Source organism: Streptomyces sp. BA2 (assembly GCF_009769735.1).
Classification (GTDB): domain Bacteria; phylum Actinomycetota; class Actinomycetes; order Streptomycetales; family Streptomycetaceae; genus Streptomyces.
Genome location: NZ_WSRO01000002.1, coordinates 4,654,432 through 4,670,863 on the forward strand (window position 1 = coordinate 4,654,432; position 16,432 = coordinate 4,670,863).

Below are 16,432 nucleotides of genomic sequence, written 5' to 3' on the forward strand. Positions count from 1 at the left end.
CATTCGTAGCACTCGCAGTATTCGCAGTTCTCGTAGCAACTGCACTTCACCCGGTCCGGGGTGGTCACCACCCCGGACCGGGTTTTGTGCTGCCCCGCCGGGGGCTTACTTCGAGGCGTATTTAATTTGAATACGTACCGATGAGCTCAGCGCCCGTCGTGTGCTCGCCACGCTCGGTGATCTCACCGGCGATCCAGGCGTCCACGCCGCGGTCCGCGAGGGTCGCGAGGGCCGCGTCGGCGGACTCCTCGGGGACGATCGCCATCATGCCGACGCCCATGTTCAGCGTCTTCTCCAGCTCCAGGCGCTCGACCTGGCCTGCCTTGCCGACGACGTCGAAGACCGCGCCGGGCGTCCAGGTCTCGCGGTCGACGACCGCGTGCAGACCGTCCGGGATGACCCGGCCCAGGTTCGCCGCGAGGCCGCCGCCCGTGATGTGGCTGAAGGCGTGGACGTCCGTGGTGCGGGTGAGCGCCAGGCAGTCCAGGGAGTAGATCTTGGTGGGCTCCAGGAGCTCCTCGCCGAGCGTGCGGCCGAACTCCTCGACCTGGCGGTCCAGGGACCAGCCGGCGCGATCGAAGACCACGTGCCGGACGAGCGAGTACCCGTTCGAGTGAAGGCCGGAGGACGCCATGGCGATGACCGCGTCACCCTTACGGATGCGATCGGGGCCAAGGACACGGTCGGCCTCGACCGCGCCCGTGCCGGCGCCCGCGACGTCGAAGTCGTCCGGGCCGAGCAGACCCGGGTGCTCGGCCGTCTCGCCGCCGATGAGGGCGCAGCCTGCGAGCACACAGCCCTCGGCGATGCCCTTCACGATGGCCGCGACACGCTCGGGGTGGACCTTGCCGACGCAGATGTAGTCGGTCATGAAGAGCGGCTCCGCGCCGCACACCACGATGTCGTCCATGACCATGGCGACCAGGTCGTGCCCGATGGTGTCGTACACGCCGAGCTGGCGGGCGAGGTCGACCTTCGTGCCGACGCCGTCGGTGGCGGAGGCGAGCAGGGGGCGCTCGAAGCGCTTGAGGGCGGAGGCGTCGAAGAGTCCGGCGAAGCCGCCGATGCCGCCGAGGACCTCGGGGCGCTTCGTCTTCTTCACCCACTCCTTCATCAGCTCGACGGCGCGGTCGCCCGCTTCGATGTCTACGCCTGCGGCTGCGTAGCTGGCACCAGTGGTCTCAGGCATGGTGATTGAGAGCTTTCGTGTCGTTACTACGGGTGGCTTACGGGCGACGGATCGCGTCGGCCGCTGCCGTGGACGCCGGACCGGCGGCCAGCTCCGTCTCCAGGAGCTGCTTGCCGAGCAGCTCGGGGTCGGGGAGGTCCATCGGGTACACGCCGTCGAAGCAGGCGCGGCAGAGGTTCGGCTTGTCGATGGTCGTGGCCTCGATCATGCCGTCGATGGAGATGTACGAGAGCGAGTCGGCGCCCATCGAGGTGGCGATCTCGTCGATCGTCATGCCGTTGGCGATGAGCTCGGCGCGGGTCGCGAAGTCGATGCCGAAGAAGCAGGGCCACTTCACGGGCGGCGATGAGATCCGGATGTGGATCTCGGCGGCTCCGGCCTCGCGGAGCATCTTGACCAGGGCGCGCTGGGTGTTGCCGCGGACGATCGAGTCGTCGACGACGACAAGACGCTTGCCCTTGATGACTTCCTTGAGGGGGTTCAGCTTGAGGCGGATGCCGAGCTGCCGGATCGTCTGCGAGGGCTGGATGAAGGTCCGGCCGACGTAGGCGTTCTTGACGAGGCCGGCGCCGAAGGGGATGCCGGAGGCTTCCGCGTAACCGATCGCGGCGGGCGTTCCGGACTCCGGGGTCGCTATGACGAGGTCGGCCTCGACCGGAGCTTCCTTGGCGAGTTTCCGGCCCATCTCGACGCGCGAGAGGTAGACGTTCCGGCCGGCGATGTCGGTGTCGGGGCGCGCCAGATAGACGTACTCGAAGACACAGCCCTTGGGCTTCGCTTCCGCGAATCGGGACGTTCGCAGTCCGTTCTCGTCGACCGCGACGAACTCGCCGGGCTCGACCTCGCGGACGAAGCTCGCGCCGCAGATGTCGAGCGCGGCGGACTCCGATGCGACGACCCAGCCGCGCTCCAGGCGGCCGAGGACCAGCGGGCGGATGCCCTGCGGGTCGCGGGCCGCGTACAGCGTGTTCTCGTCCATGAAGACGAGGGAGAAGGCGCCCTGAACGTCCGGGAGGACCTTCATGGCGGCTTCTTCGATGGTCAGCGGCTTGCCGTCGTCGTCCGTCTGGCCCGCGAGGAGAGCCGTCACCAGGTCGGTGTCGTTGGTCGCCGCGACCTGGGTCGCGCGGCCGTTCTCCTTGGGCAGTTCGGCGACCATCTCGGCGAGCTGGGCCGTGTTGACGAGGTTGCCGTTGTGCCCGAGCGCGATGGAGCCGTGCGCGGTGGCACGGAACGTCGGCTGGGCGTTCTCCCATACGGAGGCTCCAGTGGTCGAGTAACGGGCGTGACCGACCGCGATATGCCCCTGGAGCGAGCTGAGAGAGGTTTCGTCGAAGACCTGGGAGACGAGCCCCATGTCCTTGAAGACAAGGATCTGGGAGCCGTTGCTGACCGCGATTCCCGCGGATTCCTGGCCTCGATGCTGTAGGGCGTACAGCCCGAAGTAAGTGAGCTTGGCGACCTCTTCACCCGGGGCCCAGACACCGAAGACGCCACAAGCGTCCTGGGGGCCTTTCTCGCCGGGGAGCAGATCATGATTGAGTCGACCGTCACCACGTGGCACGACACCGAGTGTAGGCGAGATCGACCACTGGTCCGAATTGGGGATACGGGGTCTGTACGGAGCGTGATTGCGGTCCCGGTGCGTACGGGAAGTACGAAGCCCGTGTGAACAGATGAGCCGGAGCGTTGACGGGGGTGGCCGGGACCCGTGAAGCTCCTGGTCCATGCCCCTGCCGCCCCTCGGTGACCTGACGGTCACCCTTGTGGAGCGCCGCCACGTCGACCTGGTCCGTGTCGCGAGCGCCATCTGTCGCAGCGCTGTCTGAACTCACTCTCTGTCCCACTTCCAGACTCCGGGCACGTGCCGCCCTGCCGCGCCGTGCCCCGTTCAGGAGCGCCGCGATGCCTTCGTACGACCAGTCCCCTCTGTCCCGACGCGCCTTCGGGGGTGCCGTGGGAGCCGGCGCCGCCGCGGTGGGTCTGCCCGCCACCGCCGAGGCCCGTGAGCGGCCCTTCCGCGCGGCCACGCGGCGGAGCGGTCGGCGGCCGAACATCCTTTTCATCCTCGGCGACGACCTGGGCTGGGCCGACCTCTCCTCCTACGGGTCGCCGCACATCAAGACGCCGAACCTGGACCGCCTAGCGCGCCAGGGCGTGCGGTTCACCGACGCCTACTCCGGGTCCGCGACCTGCTCGCCGACCCGCTTCAGCCTCTACACCGGGCGCTTCCCGGGACGTACGAAGGGCGGGCTCGCGGAGCCGATAGCCGACAAGGCCGTGGGCCTGGAGCCGACACATCCGACGCTGGCCTCGCTGCTGCGGGACGCGGGGTACGCGACCGCGCTCATCGGCAAGTGGCACTGCGGCTATCTGCCGGACTACTCCCCCACCAGGTCGGGCTGGGACGAGTTCTTCGGGAACTTCGGCGGAGCCCTGAAGTACTACTCGAAGCTGGGGCTCGGCGGTGAGTACGACCTCTATGAGGGCGATGCCGAGTACAAAGACCTGCGCTACTACACGCGGATCCTGACCGAGAGGGCGAGCGAGTACGTGGGGCGGGACCGCGGAGGCAAGCCGTGGCTGCTCAATCTGAACTTCACCACCCCGCACTGGCCGTGGATCGCCGACGGGGACGAGGAGCAGAGCGCCGAGATCGTGCGGCGGATCGAGGCGGGCGAGAAGGGTGCGCTCTGGCACCAGGACGGCGGCTCCGTCGAGAAGTACACGGAGATGGTGCAGGACCTGGACCGGTCGGTCGGTGAGGTCCTGAAGGCTCTGAGGAAGTCCGGGCAGGAGCGGGACACCCTGGTCTTCTTCGCCTCCGACAACGGCGGTGAGCGCTTCTCGTACAACTGGCCTCTGTCGGGCAACAAGGCCTCGCTCCAGGAGGGCGGCATCCGGGTGCCGACCATCGTGCGGTGGCCGGCGCGGCTGGACGGCGGGCAGGTCAGCCACGAGCCCGTGTTCACACCGGACTGGACGGCGACGCTCCTGGAGATCGGCGGAGCCAGGCCGAGCCCCGGGCACCCGCTGGACGGGACCAGCCTCGCGCCGTACCTCCTGAAGGGCGAGGAGCTCGCGGAGCGGGAGCTGTTCTGGCGGGTGCGCGGGGAGCGGGCGCTGCGGCGCGGGGAGTGGAAGTACTACCGGGGCAAGGGCGGCGAGGACCAGCTCTTCCACCTCACCGCGGATCAGCGGGAGCAGGCCGACCGGGCCGTGGACGAGCCGAAGCTGCTGGCGGAGCTGAAGGCGGCGTGGGAGATGACCGACGCGGGGTTGCTGCCTTACCCCGCTACTTCTCCTTCGTCTGCTTCAGGTCGGCGTTCGCGCTGACGACCGTGCCGTCGGCGGTGGTGAGCGAGAGCCCCCGGTGGGTCAGCTTGAAGTCCACCTTGCCGTCGAAGAGCTTCAGGAGCTTCTTCTCGGCGTCCGCCGCCGCTCCCTCGCACATCATCCGGGTGCTCCGGGGAGCGCCCAGGGTGATGCTGTCGCCCTTCACCTCGGCCTTGGCCGAGACGTTGTTGCAGCCGAGCTTGCCGCGGACCATTCCGTCCTCGTCGAAGGTCAGATGGGCCTTGCCGTCCACTTCCTTCGGCAGGGACGCCGTGGTCTTGCCGTCGCCGATGGCGTTCACGTTCCACTTGGTGCCCGTCAGCGGGACGTCCGGCTCCGAGGTGAGGGCCACGCGTTCTCCCTTGTCGGTGGTGAGCGTCAGCTTGTCGCCGTCGACCGCGGCCTTCAGCTCGCCTTTGCCGAGGGCGCCCTTGAAAGCGTTCTCGAAGTCCAGTTTGTCGCAGGCCCTCTTGGTGGAGAGGGCATTGGCGAAGTCGACGGTGTCGCCGTCCGTCGACACGTCCGCCGTGAAGCCGTTGCAGCCGTAGTTGCCCTCGGCCTTCCCCTTGTCGCCGATCTTGACGTAGGCGTCGGTCGGAGCCTGCTGCTTCTTGCCGTTCACCGTGACGCTCTCGACGCTCCAGTGGACGCCGGCGAGGCGCGGTTCGGACCCGACGGACCCGCTGCCTGAGCCGGTCTCGGTGCCGCACGCGGTGAGCATGCCCGCGGCGGCCAGGGCCATGACGGTCGGAGTCAGTCGTTGCTTCTGCATGCCGCTGTGACGGGACAAGTGGGGGTTCTGGTTCCCCTCGGCTTTCTTGATCAGCTCATGACCGGCAGCAGCCCCGCCAGGTCCGCCCGCTCCCCGCTCGCACTGACCTTCGCCGCGTCGAGGGCCGTCTTCCAGTCCGTACGCCCGGTCGCGAGGCGGATCCAGGTGAGGGGGTCGGTCTCGACGACGTTCGGCGGGGTTCCGCGGGTGTGCCGGGGCCCTTCCACGCACTGGACCACGGCGAACGGCGGGATCCTGACCTCGACGGCGCCGCCGGGGGCCTTCACCGCGAGGGCGTCGGCGAGCAGCCGGGTGCAGGCGGCCAGGGCCTGACGGTCGTACGGGACGTCCAGGCCCGGCACCGCGTCGTTCAAGTCGTCGGTGTGGACGATGAGTTCGACGGTGCGGGTGACCAGGAAGTCGTCGAGGGCCATCGCGCCGAACCGGGTCGGCATGAGGCGGCCCGCCGTGACGTCCGGCAGGGCTTCCTCGAAGCCTGCGAGCGTGCGCGCGTACAGCTCGTCCAGGTCGTCCCGCGCGGCGAAGGCCCGCGATGCCTCGTCGACCTGCGCCGCGGCCGAGGCGGTCGCGAACGGCCAGTCGAGCAGGGCCACTTCACGGGCCGGGGGCTCCGGCATGACGAGGAAGCGGGTGGCGCCGCCGAGCGCCATCGTGAGGTGCGCGGCAAGCTCGCGGACGGTCCAGCTGCCGAGCCGGGTCGGCAGGGCGAGCTGCTCGGGCTCCAGGGCGGCGACCGCTTCTCGTACGTTCCCGAACTGGGCGAGCACGGCGGTGCGGATCTTGGCGGAGTCGTAGATACGCGTGCGCTTCTTGGCCGGTGGCATGGGCCGAGCCTAATTCTTCCCGGGGTACCCCTGGAGACCCTTTTCCACCTGGCCGAACACGCGCTCGGCGGCCGCGGCGCAGTCCTCGGCGATCTCGTCGAGCGGATCGCCGTCGAGGGTGCGCTGATGGTTCTCCACGATGAGCGCGTTCCGGGCGCCGATCAGCTGGGCGGCGGCGACCCGCGCGAGGAGCATGTCACCCGTCTCCTCGGCGAGCGCGTCCGCGAGGAGCTGGATGCTGCGCATGTGGAAGCTGACCATGCGGAGAGCGAGGGTCGGCGTCTCGCTGATGAGCTGGCGCACCTTGAGGGCGCGCGGGTCGCCGCTGAGGCCGATCGACGGGTCGCGCCCGGCGATCTGCTCCAGGAACCGGCCGCGCATCGCGACGACCGCGGACTCGCCGGGCTGCCGTTCGCGCACCGCGCGGGCCGGGTCGCCGACGTGCTCCTCCATCGGGCCGACGATCGCGCCTTCCTTGGTGCCGAAGTAGTTGAAGACGGTCATCTTCGACACTTCGGCGGCCTCGGCGATCTCCGCCACGGAGACGTGATCGAAGCCCCGCTCGGAGCAGAGGTCCACGGCGGCCTGCCAGATGCGCGACGCGGTCTGCTTCTTCTTGCGCGCGCGCAGCCCGAGCTCCTCAGTCATGCAGGTCACGGTACCGGGAGGGCCTCTTCCCGCACCGTGAACGTCTCGCCGTTCGCGGGCACCCCGATCCCCCGCCAGCGGAACGGCACACCCCGCGCGGTGTCCAGGTCGGGGCCGTCCATCAGCTGGAAGTGCACGTGCGGTTCGGTCGAGTTGCCGGAGTTCCCGCAGCGGGCCACGACCTGCCCGGCCCGGACCTTGTCCCCGGCGCGTACGCCGAGCGAGCCGTGCTGGACGTGGGCGTACATGGCGTACGTGCCTTCGCCGAGGTCGAGCACGATGTGATTGCCGACGATGCGGCGGGCGCCGCCGAGCGTCCGCACGATGGCCTCGACGATCATCAAGTAGACGAGCGCGACGAGGGAGTTGCGGCTGAGGTGGTCGCGCTGGCCGTCCTCCGCGTGTACGACGGTGGCGTCGGCGACGGCGAGCAGCGGGGCCCCGAAGGCGGGGAAGGCCTCGTTGCCCCGCGCGATGGGCCAGGCCCAGGCGAAGGCGGGACGCTCCTTGCCCTCCGGCTCGGCCACGATGTCGATCGCGTAGGTCTGCCCGTAGCCGTGCGTGCCGTGGCTCGGCACCTTGTCGGCGGGGCTGTTCATGGCGGACCAGCGGCCGGTGACGGGCGGTGCGATCTCCCGGGCGGCCGGAGGCGCTGCCGCTATCTCCCTGCTGATGGAACCGCGCCGCGCGAGGGCGATCACGATCACCCCGACGATCGCAATCCAGCCCACCCAGTACGGGTACGGCAGGTCCACGAAGAACCCGGCGATCACATCGCCGATGACGCACAGCACCAGCAGGTACTGAAGCCGGACGGCGAATTTGCGCTGACGTACAGACATGGTGCGTGGCCCCCTCATACGGGTGAACGATCCCCGAACACCCCCGGCACTGCTGGTCAGCGGACAACACTGGCCGTTGCCCAGGGAGGAGTGCAACATGACAGTCATGGCCGAGCACACGTCTCAGATGTCGGTGGAGGACTTCGAGGAGCTCTCCCGCCTCGCCGAAAAGCAGCTCGAGGGCGTCAGGCTGGAGTTCGTCAACGGACGGATCGGGGTCAAGAACGTGCCGGACGGGGACCACGTCGAGATCGTGACGTGGCTACAGGAGCAGTGCATGCAGCACAGGCCGGACCTGCGCCTTTACAGCGCGGAGCACGGGCTGACGATCCAGACGTACCGCAAGGGCCGTGCGCGCCCGGACAGCTCGCTGGCGCCGAAGGGCTACTTCAAAGGCCGCCGCGACTGGGCCGACGCCAGTGGTGTGCTCATGACGGTCGAGGTCACCTCGTACGACACCGACACGCACCGTCGGGACCGCGAGGAGAAGCCCGCCGCCTATGCGGCGGCCGGGATTCCGGTGTACCTGCTCATCGACCGCGAGTTCGGCAAGGTCGTGGTCCACAGCAAGCCCGATGCCGAGACCGCCCGCTATACCGACGTCCACGAGATGCGGATGGGAGCTGCCGTAGACCTGCCGGACCCGGTCGGCATCAAGCTCGACACCACCGAGCTCCTCGACTTCCTGGACTGATGGACGAACGGAAGGCCTCGCCCCGGCAACGGGCGAGGCCTTCCGTCACGTACGAGCTGAACCCGTCAGGCGAAGAGTCCCGGCAGAGTCCCCTCGTACGCCTCGCGGACCTCGCTCAGCGGCAGCGTGAACTCGCCCTGCAGCTCCACCGCGTCACCGTCGACCACACCGACCCGCGTCGCGGGAAGACCCCGCGCCCCGCACATGTCGGTGAAGCGCAGCTCCTCGGAGCGGGGGACGGACACGACCGCGCGCCCTGCCGACTCGCTGAAGAGGAGGGTGAACGCGTCGAGCCCGTCCGGGACGACCAGGCGCGCACCCTTCCCGCCACGGAGGCAGGACTCGGCGACGGCCTGCGCGAGGCCACCGTCGGAGAGGTCGTGCGCGGCGTCGATCATGCCGTCGCGCGACGCCGAGATCAGGATCTCGGCGAGCAGCCGCTCGCGCTCCAGGTCGACCTTCGGGGGGAGCCCGCCGAGGTGGTCGTGGACGACCTGCGACCAGGCCGAGCCGCCGAACTCCTCGGAGGTGTCGCCGAGCAGGTAGAGCAGCTGGCCCTCTTCGGCGAAGGCGATCGGCGTGCGGCGCGCGACGTCGTCGATCACTCCGAGGACGGAGACGACCGGCGTCGGGTGGATGGCCGCCTCGCCCGTCTGGTTGTAGAGGGAGACATTGCCGCCGGTCACCGGGGTGCCCAGGATCTGGCAGGCGTCGGCGAGACCACGGGTGGTCTCGGCGAACTGCCACATGACGTCCGGGTCCTCGGGCGAACCGAAGTTCAGGCAGTCCGACACGGCGAGCGGCTTGGCGCCGGTCGCGGCGACGTTGCGGTACGCCTCGGCCAGGGCCAGCTGAGCGCCGGCGTACGGGTCGAGCTTCGAGTAGCGGCCGTTGCCGTCGTTGGCGAGGGCGACACCGAGGCCGGTCTCCTCGTCGATGCGGACCATGCCGGAGTCCTCGGGCTGCGCGAGCACCGTGTTGCCCTGCACGAAACGGTCGTACTGATCCGTCACCCACGCCTTGGAGGCCTGGTTCGGCGACGCGACGACCGCGAGCACCTGCTCGCGCAGCTCCTTCGAACTCGCCGGGCGGGACAGCTTGTTGGCGTCGTCCGCCTGGAGGGCGTCCTGCCACTTCGGGCGCGCGTAGGGACGCTCGTAGACCGGGCCGTCGTGGGCGACGGTGCGCGGGTCGAGGTCGACGATCTTCTCGCCGTGCCAGAAGATCTCAAGCCGGTCGCCGTCGGTGACCTCACCGACGACGGTGGCGATGACGTCCCACTTCTCGCAGATCGCGAGGAAGCGCTCGACCTTCTCCGGCTCGACGACCGCGCACATGCGCTCCTGCGACTCACTCATGAGGATCTCCTCGGGAGTGAGCGTGGAGTCGCGAAGGGGTACGTCGTCCAGCTCGACGCGCATACCGCCGGAGCCGTTGGAGGCCAGCTCGGAGGTCGCACAGGAGAGACCGGCCGCACCCAGGTCCTGAATACCCACGACCAGCTTCTCGGCGAAGGCCTCCAGGGTGCACTCGATGAGGAGCTTCTCCTGGAAGGGGTCACCGACCTGGACCGCCGGGCGCTTGCTCGGCTTCGTGTCGTCGAAGGTCTCGGAGGCCAGGATCGACGCGCCGCCGATGCCGTCGCCGCCCGTGCGGGCCCCGTAGAGGATGACCTTGTTGCCGGGGCCGGAAGCCTTGGCCAGGTGAATGTCCTCGTGCCGCATGACGCCGATGGCACCGGCGTTGACCAGCGGGTTGCCCTGGTAGCAGGCGTCGAAGACGAGCTCGCCACCGATGTTCGGCAGGCCCAGGCAGTTGCCGTAGCCGCCGATGCCCGCGACGACACCCGGGAGGACACGCTTCGTGTCGGGGTGGTCGGCGGCGCCCATGCGCAGCGGGTCCACGACCGCGACCGGGCGCGCGCCCATCGCGATGATGTCGCGGACGATGCCGCCGACACCGGTGGCCGCGCCCTGGTAGGGCTCGACGTACGAAGGGTGGTTGTGCGACTCGACCTTGAAGGTGACCGCGTAGCCGTTGCCGACGTCGACGACGCCCGCGTTCTCACCGATTCCGACGAGCATCGCGCCCCCTCCCGGTGTATCAGCCTCGGGGGCCTTCTCGCCGAACTGGCGCAGGTGGACCTTGCTGCTCTTGTACGAGCAGTGCTCGGACCACATGACGGAGTACATGGCGAGCTCGGCGCCGGTCGGGCGGCGGCCCAGGATCTCGCGTACGCGCGCGTACTCGTCTTCCTTCAGGCCCAGTTCGGCCCAGGGCAGCTTGACGTCGGGAGTCTCGGCTGCGTGCTTGACGGTGTCCAGAGTCATGCGTTGACCAGCTTCTTCAGGATCGAGGTGAAGAATCCGAGGCCGTCGGTGCGGCCGGTCCCGACCAGCGGCTCCACGGCGTGCTCGGGGTGCGGCATGAGGCCGACGACATTGCCCGCCTCGTTCGTGATGCCGGCGATGTCACGGAGCGAGCCGTTGGGGTTGCCGTCCAGATACCGGAAGGCGACGCGGCCCTCGGCCTCCAGCATGTCCAGGGTCCGCTCGTCGGCCGTGTACTGGCCGTCGATGTTCTTGAGCGGGATCCGGATCTCCTGACCCGCCGTGTAGTCGGCGGTCCAGGCGGTCCGGTCCGTCTCCACCCGCAGCTTCTGCTCGCGGCAGATGAAGTGCAGGTGGTTGTTGCGCAGCATCGCGCCCGGCAGCAGGTGCGACTCGGTGAGCACCTGGAAGCCGTTGCAGATACCGAGAACCGGCATCCCCGCCTTCGCCTGCGCGATGACCGACTCCATGACGGGCGAAAACCGTGAAATGGCCCCGGCCCGGAGATAGTCGCCGTACGAGAATCCGCCGGGAAGCACGACGGCGTCGACCTGCTTCAGGTCCTTGTCCCGGTGCCAGAGCGGCACTGCTTCGGCGCCGGCGACGCGGACGGCGCGCTGGGTGTCGCGGTCGTCGAGCGTTCCGGGGAAAGTGACGACTCCGATTCGAGCAGTCACTTCTCTTCCTCCACCTTTACGAAGAAGTCCTCGATCACGGTGTTGGCGAGGAAGGTTTCCGCCATCTCGTGGATACGGGCGAGGGCCGCGTCATCGACGGGCCCGTCCACCTCGAGTTCGAAGCGCTTTCCCTGACGTACGTCGGCGATCCCCTTGAATCCGAGGCGCGGCAGTGCACGCTGCACCGCCTGGCCCTGGGGGTCGAGGATCTCCGGCTTGAGCATGACGTCGACTACGACGCGTGCCACTGGCACTCCCGGTGTGTGGTGCTGGCTGAGCGGTCCCTTCAGACTACCCGCACAAAAATTCTACTCGCGTAGATTCGTAGAAACCTACGTGAGGACGGTCACGTTCCCGCCCCTACTCACGTATCGAACAGGGCACCTTCGCGAAAAATCCTGGAAAAGATCACGCATCGTCATTGCGTCCGGACACGCGGGCGGATTTAGTCGGGCTTCACAATGCAATGCCAGGCACTGTACAAAGGAAAAGGGATTGGCCGATCCTTTGCACATAACAGTGCCCATAACAGCCGGACAGCCGGCATCGCCGCACGTCAACCGCGGTGGAGCCGCACGAAGGGACCGATATTCGTGGCGCAGCGTGTCGTAGTCACTCTCTTTGACGACATCGACGGCGGGGAAGCGGCGGAGACGATCGCCTTCGGTCTTGACGGCAAGTCGTACGAGATCGACCTCAACCAAACCAATGCCAAGAAACTGCGCAAGGTACTTGCCCCGTACCTGGACGCGGCCCGCAAGCAGTCGAAGTCCGGCAAGGCCTTCAAGCACACGACGGTGGCGGCGAACCCCGCGGCCGTCCGCGCCTGGGCCCGCTCGCACCAGATGGACGTGCCGCCGCGCGGCCGCATCCCCAAGAAGGTCTACGAGGCCTTCGAGGCGGCCAACTGACCTGGGGTCGAGCCCCGGCCGACGACCGGCCATGAGGGCCCCTCGGCAACCGACTTGACCTGCACCCCCGCCGGTCGGCTAAAGTCTGGAGCACGCCGAGGGGCAAGGCCGAAAGGTCCGAACCTCACGGAGTCTTGCGGGTGTAGTTCAGTAGTAGAACATCCCCCTTCCAGGGGGAAGGCGCAGTGTGCAATTCCTGTCACCCGCTCTGCATCGCCGATCAGGCACTCTTTCGAGTGCGGTAGGCTGGTGCTCGCGCCGATCAGTGAGAGCTGGTCGGAGGCAATGCGAACGTAGCTCAGTTGGTAGAGCGCAACCTTGCCAAGGTTGAGGTCGCGAGTTCGAACCTCGTCGTTCGCTCCAGAGAAGAAGGCCCCGGCCATCGCGACCGGGGCCTTCTTCGTGCTCCGCCCCTGGTGCCGCCCGCTTCTGACATTTGTCATGCGAGCCGGTGACAGCGCGCACTGCTCCGGCGCTCGCGGCCGGGGGACGCTCTAGTCATGACTGACCAAGTGATCGACGTGACCGATCTGCGGCGCGTGTACGGGGGCGGTTTCGAGGCGGTCCGGGGAGTCTCGTTCTCCGTCGGACGCGGCGAGCTCTTCGCGCTGCTCGGAACGAACGGGGCGGGCAAGACCTCCACCGTCGAACTCCTCGAAGGGCTCGCCGCACCCGCCGGGGGGCGGGTGCGGGTGCTCGGCCACGATCCGTACGCCGAGCGCGGCGCCGTGCGCCACCGGATCGGTGTGATGCTCCAGGAGGGCGGCTTTCCCTCCGAGCTGACGGTCGCGGAGACCATACGGATGTGGGCGGCGTGCACCAGCGGTGCCCGTCCCGCCGCGGAAGCCCTGGACATGGTGGGGCTCGGCAAGCGGGCCGGCGTACGCGTGAAGATGCTCTCCGGCGGCGAGAAGCGGCGGCTCGACCTGGCCACGGCCCTCATCGGGCGGCCCGAGGTGCTCTTCCTCGACGAACCCACCACCGGTCTCGACGCCGAAGGGCGCCGCGAGACCTGGGAGTTGGTGCGCGCCCTGCGCGACGGCGGCACCACCGTGCTGCTCACCACGCACTACCTCGAAGAGGCCGAGAACCTCGCGGAACGGCTCGCGATCCTGCACGAGGGACGGATCGCGGCCGCGGGCCGGGTCGCCGACGTGGTGGCCGAGCAGCCATCGCAGGTCTCCTTCGAACTGCCCGCCGGGTACTTCGTCGGGGATCTGCCGCCGCTCGGCGAGCTCGGCGTGAGCGAGCACGAGATCGACGGGAGCCGGGTGCGGCTGCGCACGCACGAGTTGCAGCGGGCGGCCACGGGGCTGCTGCTGTGGGCGCGGGACGCGAACGTCGAGCTCGGCAGGCTCGACGTACGGGCCGCTTCGCTGGAGGAGGCGTTCCTGCGCATCGCGCGGGAGGCCGAGGGTGCGGCTGATGCGGCTGGTACGGCTGACGTCGCGGAGAAGGAGACGGTGGCATGAGTGCGCTGACGGTTACCCCGCGAGCGGTGACGACTCCCGCCAAGCGGATGGCCGCGCTCGCTCGGGCGGAGCTCACGCTGCTCGGGCGCAGCAAGGGGACATTGTTCGCGGCGCTGTTCGTGCCGCTGGTGATGCCGTTCAGCCTGCACCAGGCCGCGGACGGCATGGACCTGAAGGGCACCGGGCTCTCGGTGGGGTCCGTGGTGGTGCCCGGCTCCATCGGCTTCTCGCTGCTTTTCGCCGTCTACTCGGCGCTGACCGCTGTCTACGCCGCCCGCCGTGAGGAACTGGTGCTCAAGCGGCTGCGCACCGGTGAGCTGCGGGACCCGGAGATCCTTGCCGGGGCCGCGCTGCCCTCGGTCGCCATCGGCGTGATCCAGATCGTCGTCCTCGCGGTCGCCTGCGTCGCCCTGCTCGACGCGGGGGCGCCCAGCGCGCCGCATCTCGCCGTCATCGGGGTGCTGCTCGGCCTGGTGATGTTCAGCGCCCTCGGCGCGGTGACCGCCAGCCTCAGCCGGTCCGTGGAGTCCGCGCAGGTCATGGCCATGCCTCTGGCGTTCGGCTCGATGTTCGGCTCGGGCCTCTTCATCCCCTTCGAGGTCATGCCCGACAAGCTGGCCTCGGTCTGCGAACTCCTCCCGCTCTCGCCCGTGATCGAGCTGGTGCGCGGCGGCTGGACCGGGGACCTCTCCGGTTCCGAGGCCTTGGGCGCCCTCGTCACCGCGGTGGCCTGGACCGTGGTCTCGGTGTTTGCTGTACGACGGTGGTTCCGCTGGGAGCCGCGGCGTTGAGGAAGGGGTCGGCGGTGGTCGTCGGGCGGATGCGAAGGCTGCAGCGGGACTGGCACAGCTCCAGCAAGATCCAGAAGGTGGAGCTGCAGAGCATGGCCATGTGGCACTCCATGCCCTGGCTGTTCTTCCTCAGCTGGGCCTCCCTGCCCGTCGGCCTGAGCCTGCGGCACCAGACGATTCCGCTCGTCCTCGGCTGGACCCTGATCGCACTCGCCGCCGTGCAGTGTGTGCACGTCAACCGCACCATCCGATGGTCCCTCGACCACTATCTGAAGCGCGCGGGGATGCCGCGCCGCGATCTCGCCGTTTCGGCGGTGCTCATGGTCCTCGTCCTGGGCCTGGTGATCGCCCTGCAGATCGTGGACGGCGCCGAGCCGGAGACCCTCGTCCTCGCGTCCCTCTTCGGCGTGGTCCCCTACGCGATGGCCCTCGCGTTCGCCGTGCCCGTCCGCTCCTTCCTCATCCGGATCGCTGTGATCGCCGTCGCGGCGGTGGCCGCTTCGGCGGCGGCCGGCATCCACGACGGGCGGCTCCTCGGCCAGGCCCTGGTGATCGTCCTCGCCGGTCTGATCTCGCTGGTCTCCTCCCGCTGCGGCGCCTGGACACTCGCCGTGATGTGGGAGAGCGAGCGGGCCCGCGAGGTCGAGGGACGGCTCGCGGTGGCCGAGGAGCGGCTGCGGTTCGGTCGCGACCTGCACGACGTGATGGGGCGCAACCTCGCCGTCATCGCGCTGAAGAGCGAGCTGGCCGTGCAGCTGGCGAAGCGCGGGCGGCCCGAGGCGGTCGACCAGATGGTCGAGGTGCAGCGGATCGCGCAGGAGTCGCAGCGGGAGGTACGGGAAGTGGTGAGGGGGTATCGGGAGGCCGACCTCGCGGTCGAACTCGCGGGTGCGCAGGGCGTGCTCGAGGCGGCGGGGATCGCCTGCCGGGTGAGCGGGTCGTCCGCCGGTCTTCCGGTCTCGGTGCAGTCGGCGCTGGGGTGGGTCGTGCGCGAGGCGGCCACCAATGTGCTGCGGCACGGGGACGCGCAGCGGTGCGACATCACCTTGACGATCACTGATGAACGTACGTCGCTGGTCGTCGAGAACGACGGGGTGCCCGATGCCGTGCCCGAGGGCAGGCAGGGCTCCGGCCTCGAAGGGCTCAGGGAGCGGCTCGCCGCGGTGGACGGGACGCTGGACTTCGCCTCCGGCGACGGGCGGTTCCGCCTCGCCGCACAGGTGCCGACGGCCCGCCCCCGGCAGGACGGTCCCCAGCAGGACAGTCCCCAGCAGGTCAGCCGACAGGAAGCCGAAAGGGTCGCGCCATGAGCCTGCGTGTGCTGCTCGCCGATGACGAGCACCTCATCCGCGGCGCCCTCGCCGCACTCCTCGCGCTTGAGGACGACCTCGTCGTGGTCGCCGAGGCCGCGTCGGGGCCCGAGGCGCTCGCCATGGCCCTCGCCCACCGGCCCGATGTGGCCGTGCTCGACCTGGAGATGCCGGGCGCCGACGGTGTGAGTGTGGCCACATCGCTGCGGGACGAACTGCCGCACTGCCGCACCATGATCGTGACGAGCCATGGCAGACCGGGGCATCTCAAACGGGCACTCGCCGTGGGCGTACGGGGCTTCGTGCCGAAGACCGTGAGCGCGCAGCGCCTCGCCGAGATCATCCGTACCGTTCATGCCGGTAATCGCTATGTGGACCCGGAGTTGGCCGCCGACGCGATCTCCGCCGGGGACTCGCCGCTGACCGTCCGCGAGGCCGAGGTTCTCGAACTCGCCGCCGACGGGGCGCCCGTCGCGGAGATCGCCGAGCGGGCCGCGCTGTCGCAGGGGACCGTCCGGAACTACCTCTCGTCCGCCGCCACCAAGATCGGTGCGGAGAATCGTCATGCCGCGGTGCGTCTCGCACGCGAGCGAGGTTGGGTATAGTTGGCTTCGC

General features: G+C 69.1%; 17 protein-coding genes and 2 tRNA genes. 10 read left to right on the top strand and 9 right to left on the bottom strand.

Annotated features, from left to right (window positions below; translation table 11 throughout):
* Positions 1–121: 121 nt before the first annotated feature.
* Positions 122–1,189: a phosphoribosylformylglycinamidine cyclo-ligase gene (gene purM, locus E5671_RS23610; protein ID WP_160505942.1), complete on the bottom strand. Its 1,068-nt coding sequence runs from the start codon at positions 1,187–1,189 to the stop codon at positions 122–124.
* A 37-nt stretch (positions 1,190–1,226) separates the two neighbouring features.
* Complete coding sequence (purF, locus tag E5671_RS23615) at positions 1,227–2,753, bottom strand: amidophosphoribosyltransferase (protein ID WP_160505943.1); 1,527 nt, start codon at positions 2,751–2,753, stop codon at positions 1,227–1,229.
* A gap of 163 nt (positions 2,754–2,916) precedes the next feature.
* Here purF and E5671_RS47455 point away from each other — a divergent pair, with 163 nt between their 5' ends.
* Both E5671_RS47455 and E5671_RS23620 read left to right on the top strand, forming a co-directional pair.
* Positions 2,917–3,018, top strand: a complete 102-nt coding sequence (locus E5671_RS47455; RefSeq protein ID WP_336605825.1) for a putative leader peptide — start codon at positions 2,917–2,919, stop codon at positions 3,016–3,018.
* A gap of 76 nt (positions 3,019–3,094) precedes the next feature.
* Positions 3,095–4,525: a sulfatase family protein gene (locus E5671_RS23620; protein ID WP_160505944.1), complete on the top strand. Its 1,431-nt coding sequence runs from the start codon at positions 3,095–3,097 to the stop codon at positions 4,523–4,525.
* On the opposite strand, the gene E5671_RS23625 is transcribed toward E5671_RS23620, so the two are convergent.
* From E5671_RS23625 to E5671_RS23640, 4 genes are read right to left on the bottom strand one after another with little or no spacing between them, the layout of a single operon-like run.
* Positions 4,485–5,297 (bottom strand): META domain-containing protein, encoded by an 813-nt coding sequence (locus E5671_RS23625; RefSeq protein WP_160505945.1) that lies wholly within the window; start codon positions 5,295–5,297, stop codon positions 4,485–4,487. The two genes, E5671_RS23620 and E5671_RS23625, sit on opposite strands and share 41 nt — an antisense overlap.
* Before the next feature lie 50 nt (positions 5,298–5,347).
* Positions 5,348–6,142: a maleylpyruvate isomerase family mycothiol-dependent enzyme gene (locus E5671_RS23630; RefSeq protein WP_160505946.1), complete on the bottom strand. Its 795-nt coding sequence runs from the start codon at positions 6,140–6,142 to the stop codon at positions 5,348–5,350.
* A gap of 9 nt (positions 6,143–6,151) precedes the next feature.
* Positions 6,152–6,790, bottom strand: a complete 639-nt coding sequence (locus E5671_RS23635) for a TetR/AcrR family transcriptional regulator (RefSeq protein ID WP_160505947.1) — start codon at positions 6,788–6,790, stop codon at positions 6,152–6,154.
* A 5-nt stretch (positions 6,791–6,795) separates the two neighbouring features.
* Positions 6,796–7,632, bottom strand: coding sequence for a M23 family metallopeptidase (locus E5671_RS23640; protein WP_160505948.1), 837 nt, complete (start codon positions 7,630–7,632; stop codon positions 6,796–6,798).
* Positions 7,633–7,729: 97 nt separating this feature from the next.
* On the opposite strand from E5671_RS23640, the gene E5671_RS23645 reads away from it, so the two are divergent.
* The gene (locus E5671_RS23645; RefSeq protein WP_160505949.1) at positions 7,730–8,326 is read left to right on the top strand and encodes a Uma2 family endonuclease; all 597 of its coding nucleotides are present in this window, start codon (positions 7,730–7,732) and stop codon (positions 8,324–8,326) included.
* A 65-nt stretch (positions 8,327–8,391) separates the two neighbouring features.
* On the opposite strand, the gene purL is transcribed toward E5671_RS23645, so the two are convergent.
* Genes purL through purS form a run of 3 tightly spaced genes read right to left on the bottom strand, consistent with a single transcriptional unit; the run spans position 8,392 to position 11,581 of the window.
* Positions 8,392–10,656 (bottom strand): phosphoribosylformylglycinamidine synthase subunit PurL, encoded by a 2,265-nt coding sequence (gene purL / locus E5671_RS23650; RefSeq protein WP_160505950.1) that lies wholly within the window; start codon positions 10,654–10,656, stop codon positions 8,392–8,394.
* Positions 10,653–11,333: a phosphoribosylformylglycinamidine synthase subunit PurQ gene (purQ, locus tag E5671_RS23655; RefSeq protein ID WP_160505951.1), complete on the bottom strand. Its 681-nt coding sequence runs from the start codon at positions 11,331–11,333 to the stop codon at positions 10,653–10,655. Before purQ ends, purL begins: the two co-directional genes overlap by 4 nt.
* The gene (gene purS / locus E5671_RS23660; RefSeq protein WP_135332092.1) at positions 11,330–11,581 is read right to left on the bottom strand and encodes a phosphoribosylformylglycinamidine synthase subunit PurS; all 252 of its coding nucleotides are present in this window, start codon (positions 11,579–11,581) and stop codon (positions 11,330–11,332) included. Before purS ends, purQ begins: the two co-directional genes overlap by 4 nt.
* A 345-nt stretch (positions 11,582–11,926) precedes the next feature.
* Between purS and E5671_RS23665 the strand changes: the two genes are divergently transcribed.
* From E5671_RS23665 to E5671_RS23695, 7 genes are all read left to right on the top strand, one after another.
* Positions 11,927–12,244: an Lsr2 dimerization domain-containing protein gene (locus tag E5671_RS23665; RefSeq protein ID WP_160505952.1), complete on the top strand. Its 318-nt coding sequence runs from the start codon at positions 11,927–11,929 to the stop codon at positions 12,242–12,244.
* Between the two features lie 136 nt (positions 12,245–12,380).
* Positions 12,381–12,452 (top strand) — tRNA-Gly (locus E5671_RS23670).
* A 79-nt stretch (positions 12,453–12,531) separates the two neighbouring features.
* Positions 12,532–12,607, top strand: a tRNA-Gly gene (locus tag E5671_RS23675).
* 137 nt (positions 12,608–12,744) lie between these two features.
* Complete coding sequence (locus tag E5671_RS23680; RefSeq protein WP_160505953.1) at positions 12,745–13,716, top strand: ABC transporter ATP-binding protein; 972 nt, start codon at positions 12,745–12,747, stop codon at positions 13,714–13,716.
* The gene (locus E5671_RS23685; protein ID WP_160505954.1) at positions 13,713–14,507 is read left to right on the top strand and encodes an ABC transporter permease; all 795 of its coding nucleotides are present in this window, start codon (positions 13,713–13,715) and stop codon (positions 14,505–14,507) included. The genes E5671_RS23680 and E5671_RS23685 overlap by 4 nt, the downstream gene beginning before the upstream one ends.
* Positions 14,504–15,817, top strand: a complete 1,314-nt coding sequence (locus E5671_RS23690; RefSeq protein WP_237330225.1) for a sensor histidine kinase — start codon at positions 14,504–14,506, stop codon at positions 15,815–15,817. The genes E5671_RS23685 and E5671_RS23690 overlap by 4 nt, the downstream gene beginning before the upstream one ends.
* Positions 15,814–16,422: a response regulator transcription factor gene (locus E5671_RS23695; protein WP_160505955.1), complete on the top strand. Its 609-nt coding sequence runs from the start codon at positions 15,814–15,816 to the stop codon at positions 16,420–16,422. Before E5671_RS23690 ends, E5671_RS23695 begins: the two co-directional genes overlap by 4 nt.
* The last annotated feature ends 10 nt before the right edge of the window (positions 16,423–16,432 follow it).

Excerpts from the sequence above, each read along its gene's own strand:
- purM (WP_160505942.1), bottom strand. The coding sequence starts at position 1,189 with ATGCCTGAGACCACTGGTGCCAGCTACGCAGCCGCAGGCGTAGACATC.
- E5671_RS47455 (WP_336605825.1), top strand. The coding sequence starts at position 2,917 with ATGCCCCTGCCGCCCCTCGGTGACCTGACGGTCACCCTTGTGGAGCGC.
- E5671_RS23620 (WP_160505944.1), top strand. The coding sequence starts at position 3,095 with ATGCCTTCGTACGACCAGTCCCCTCTGTCCCGACGCGCCTTCGGGGGT.
- E5671_RS23625 (WP_160505945.1), bottom strand. The coding sequence starts at position 5,297 with ATGCAGAAGCAACGACTGACTCCGACCGTCATGGCCCTGGCCGCCGCG.
- E5671_RS23630 (WP_160505946.1), bottom strand. The coding sequence starts at position 6,142 with ATGCCACCGGCCAAGAAGCGCACGCGTATCTACGACTCCGCCAAGATC.
- E5671_RS23635 (WP_160505947.1), bottom strand. The coding sequence starts at position 6,790 with ATGACTGAGGAGCTCGGGCTGCGCGCGCGCAAGAAGAAGCAGACCGCG.
- E5671_RS23640 (WP_160505948.1), bottom strand. The coding sequence starts at position 7,632 with ATGTCTGTACGTCAGCGCAAATTCGCCGTCCGGCTTCAGTACCTGCTG.
- E5671_RS23645 (WP_160505949.1), top strand. The coding sequence starts at position 7,730 with ATGACAGTCATGGCCGAGCACACGTCTCAGATGTCGGTGGAGGACTTC.
- purL (WP_160505950.1), bottom strand. The coding sequence starts at position 10,656 with ATGACTCTGGACACCGTCAAGCACGCAGCCGAGACTCCCGACGTCAAG.
- E5671_RS23680 (WP_160505953.1), top strand. The coding sequence starts at position 12,745 with ATGACTGACCAAGTGATCGACGTGACCGATCTGCGGCGCGTGTACGGG.
- E5671_RS23685 (WP_160505954.1), top strand. The coding sequence starts at position 13,713 with ATGAGTGCGCTGACGGTTACCCCGCGAGCGGTGACGACTCCCGCCAAG.
- E5671_RS23695 (WP_160505955.1), top strand. The coding sequence starts at position 15,814 with ATGAGCCTGCGTGTGCTGCTCGCCGATGACGAGCACCTCATCCGCGGC.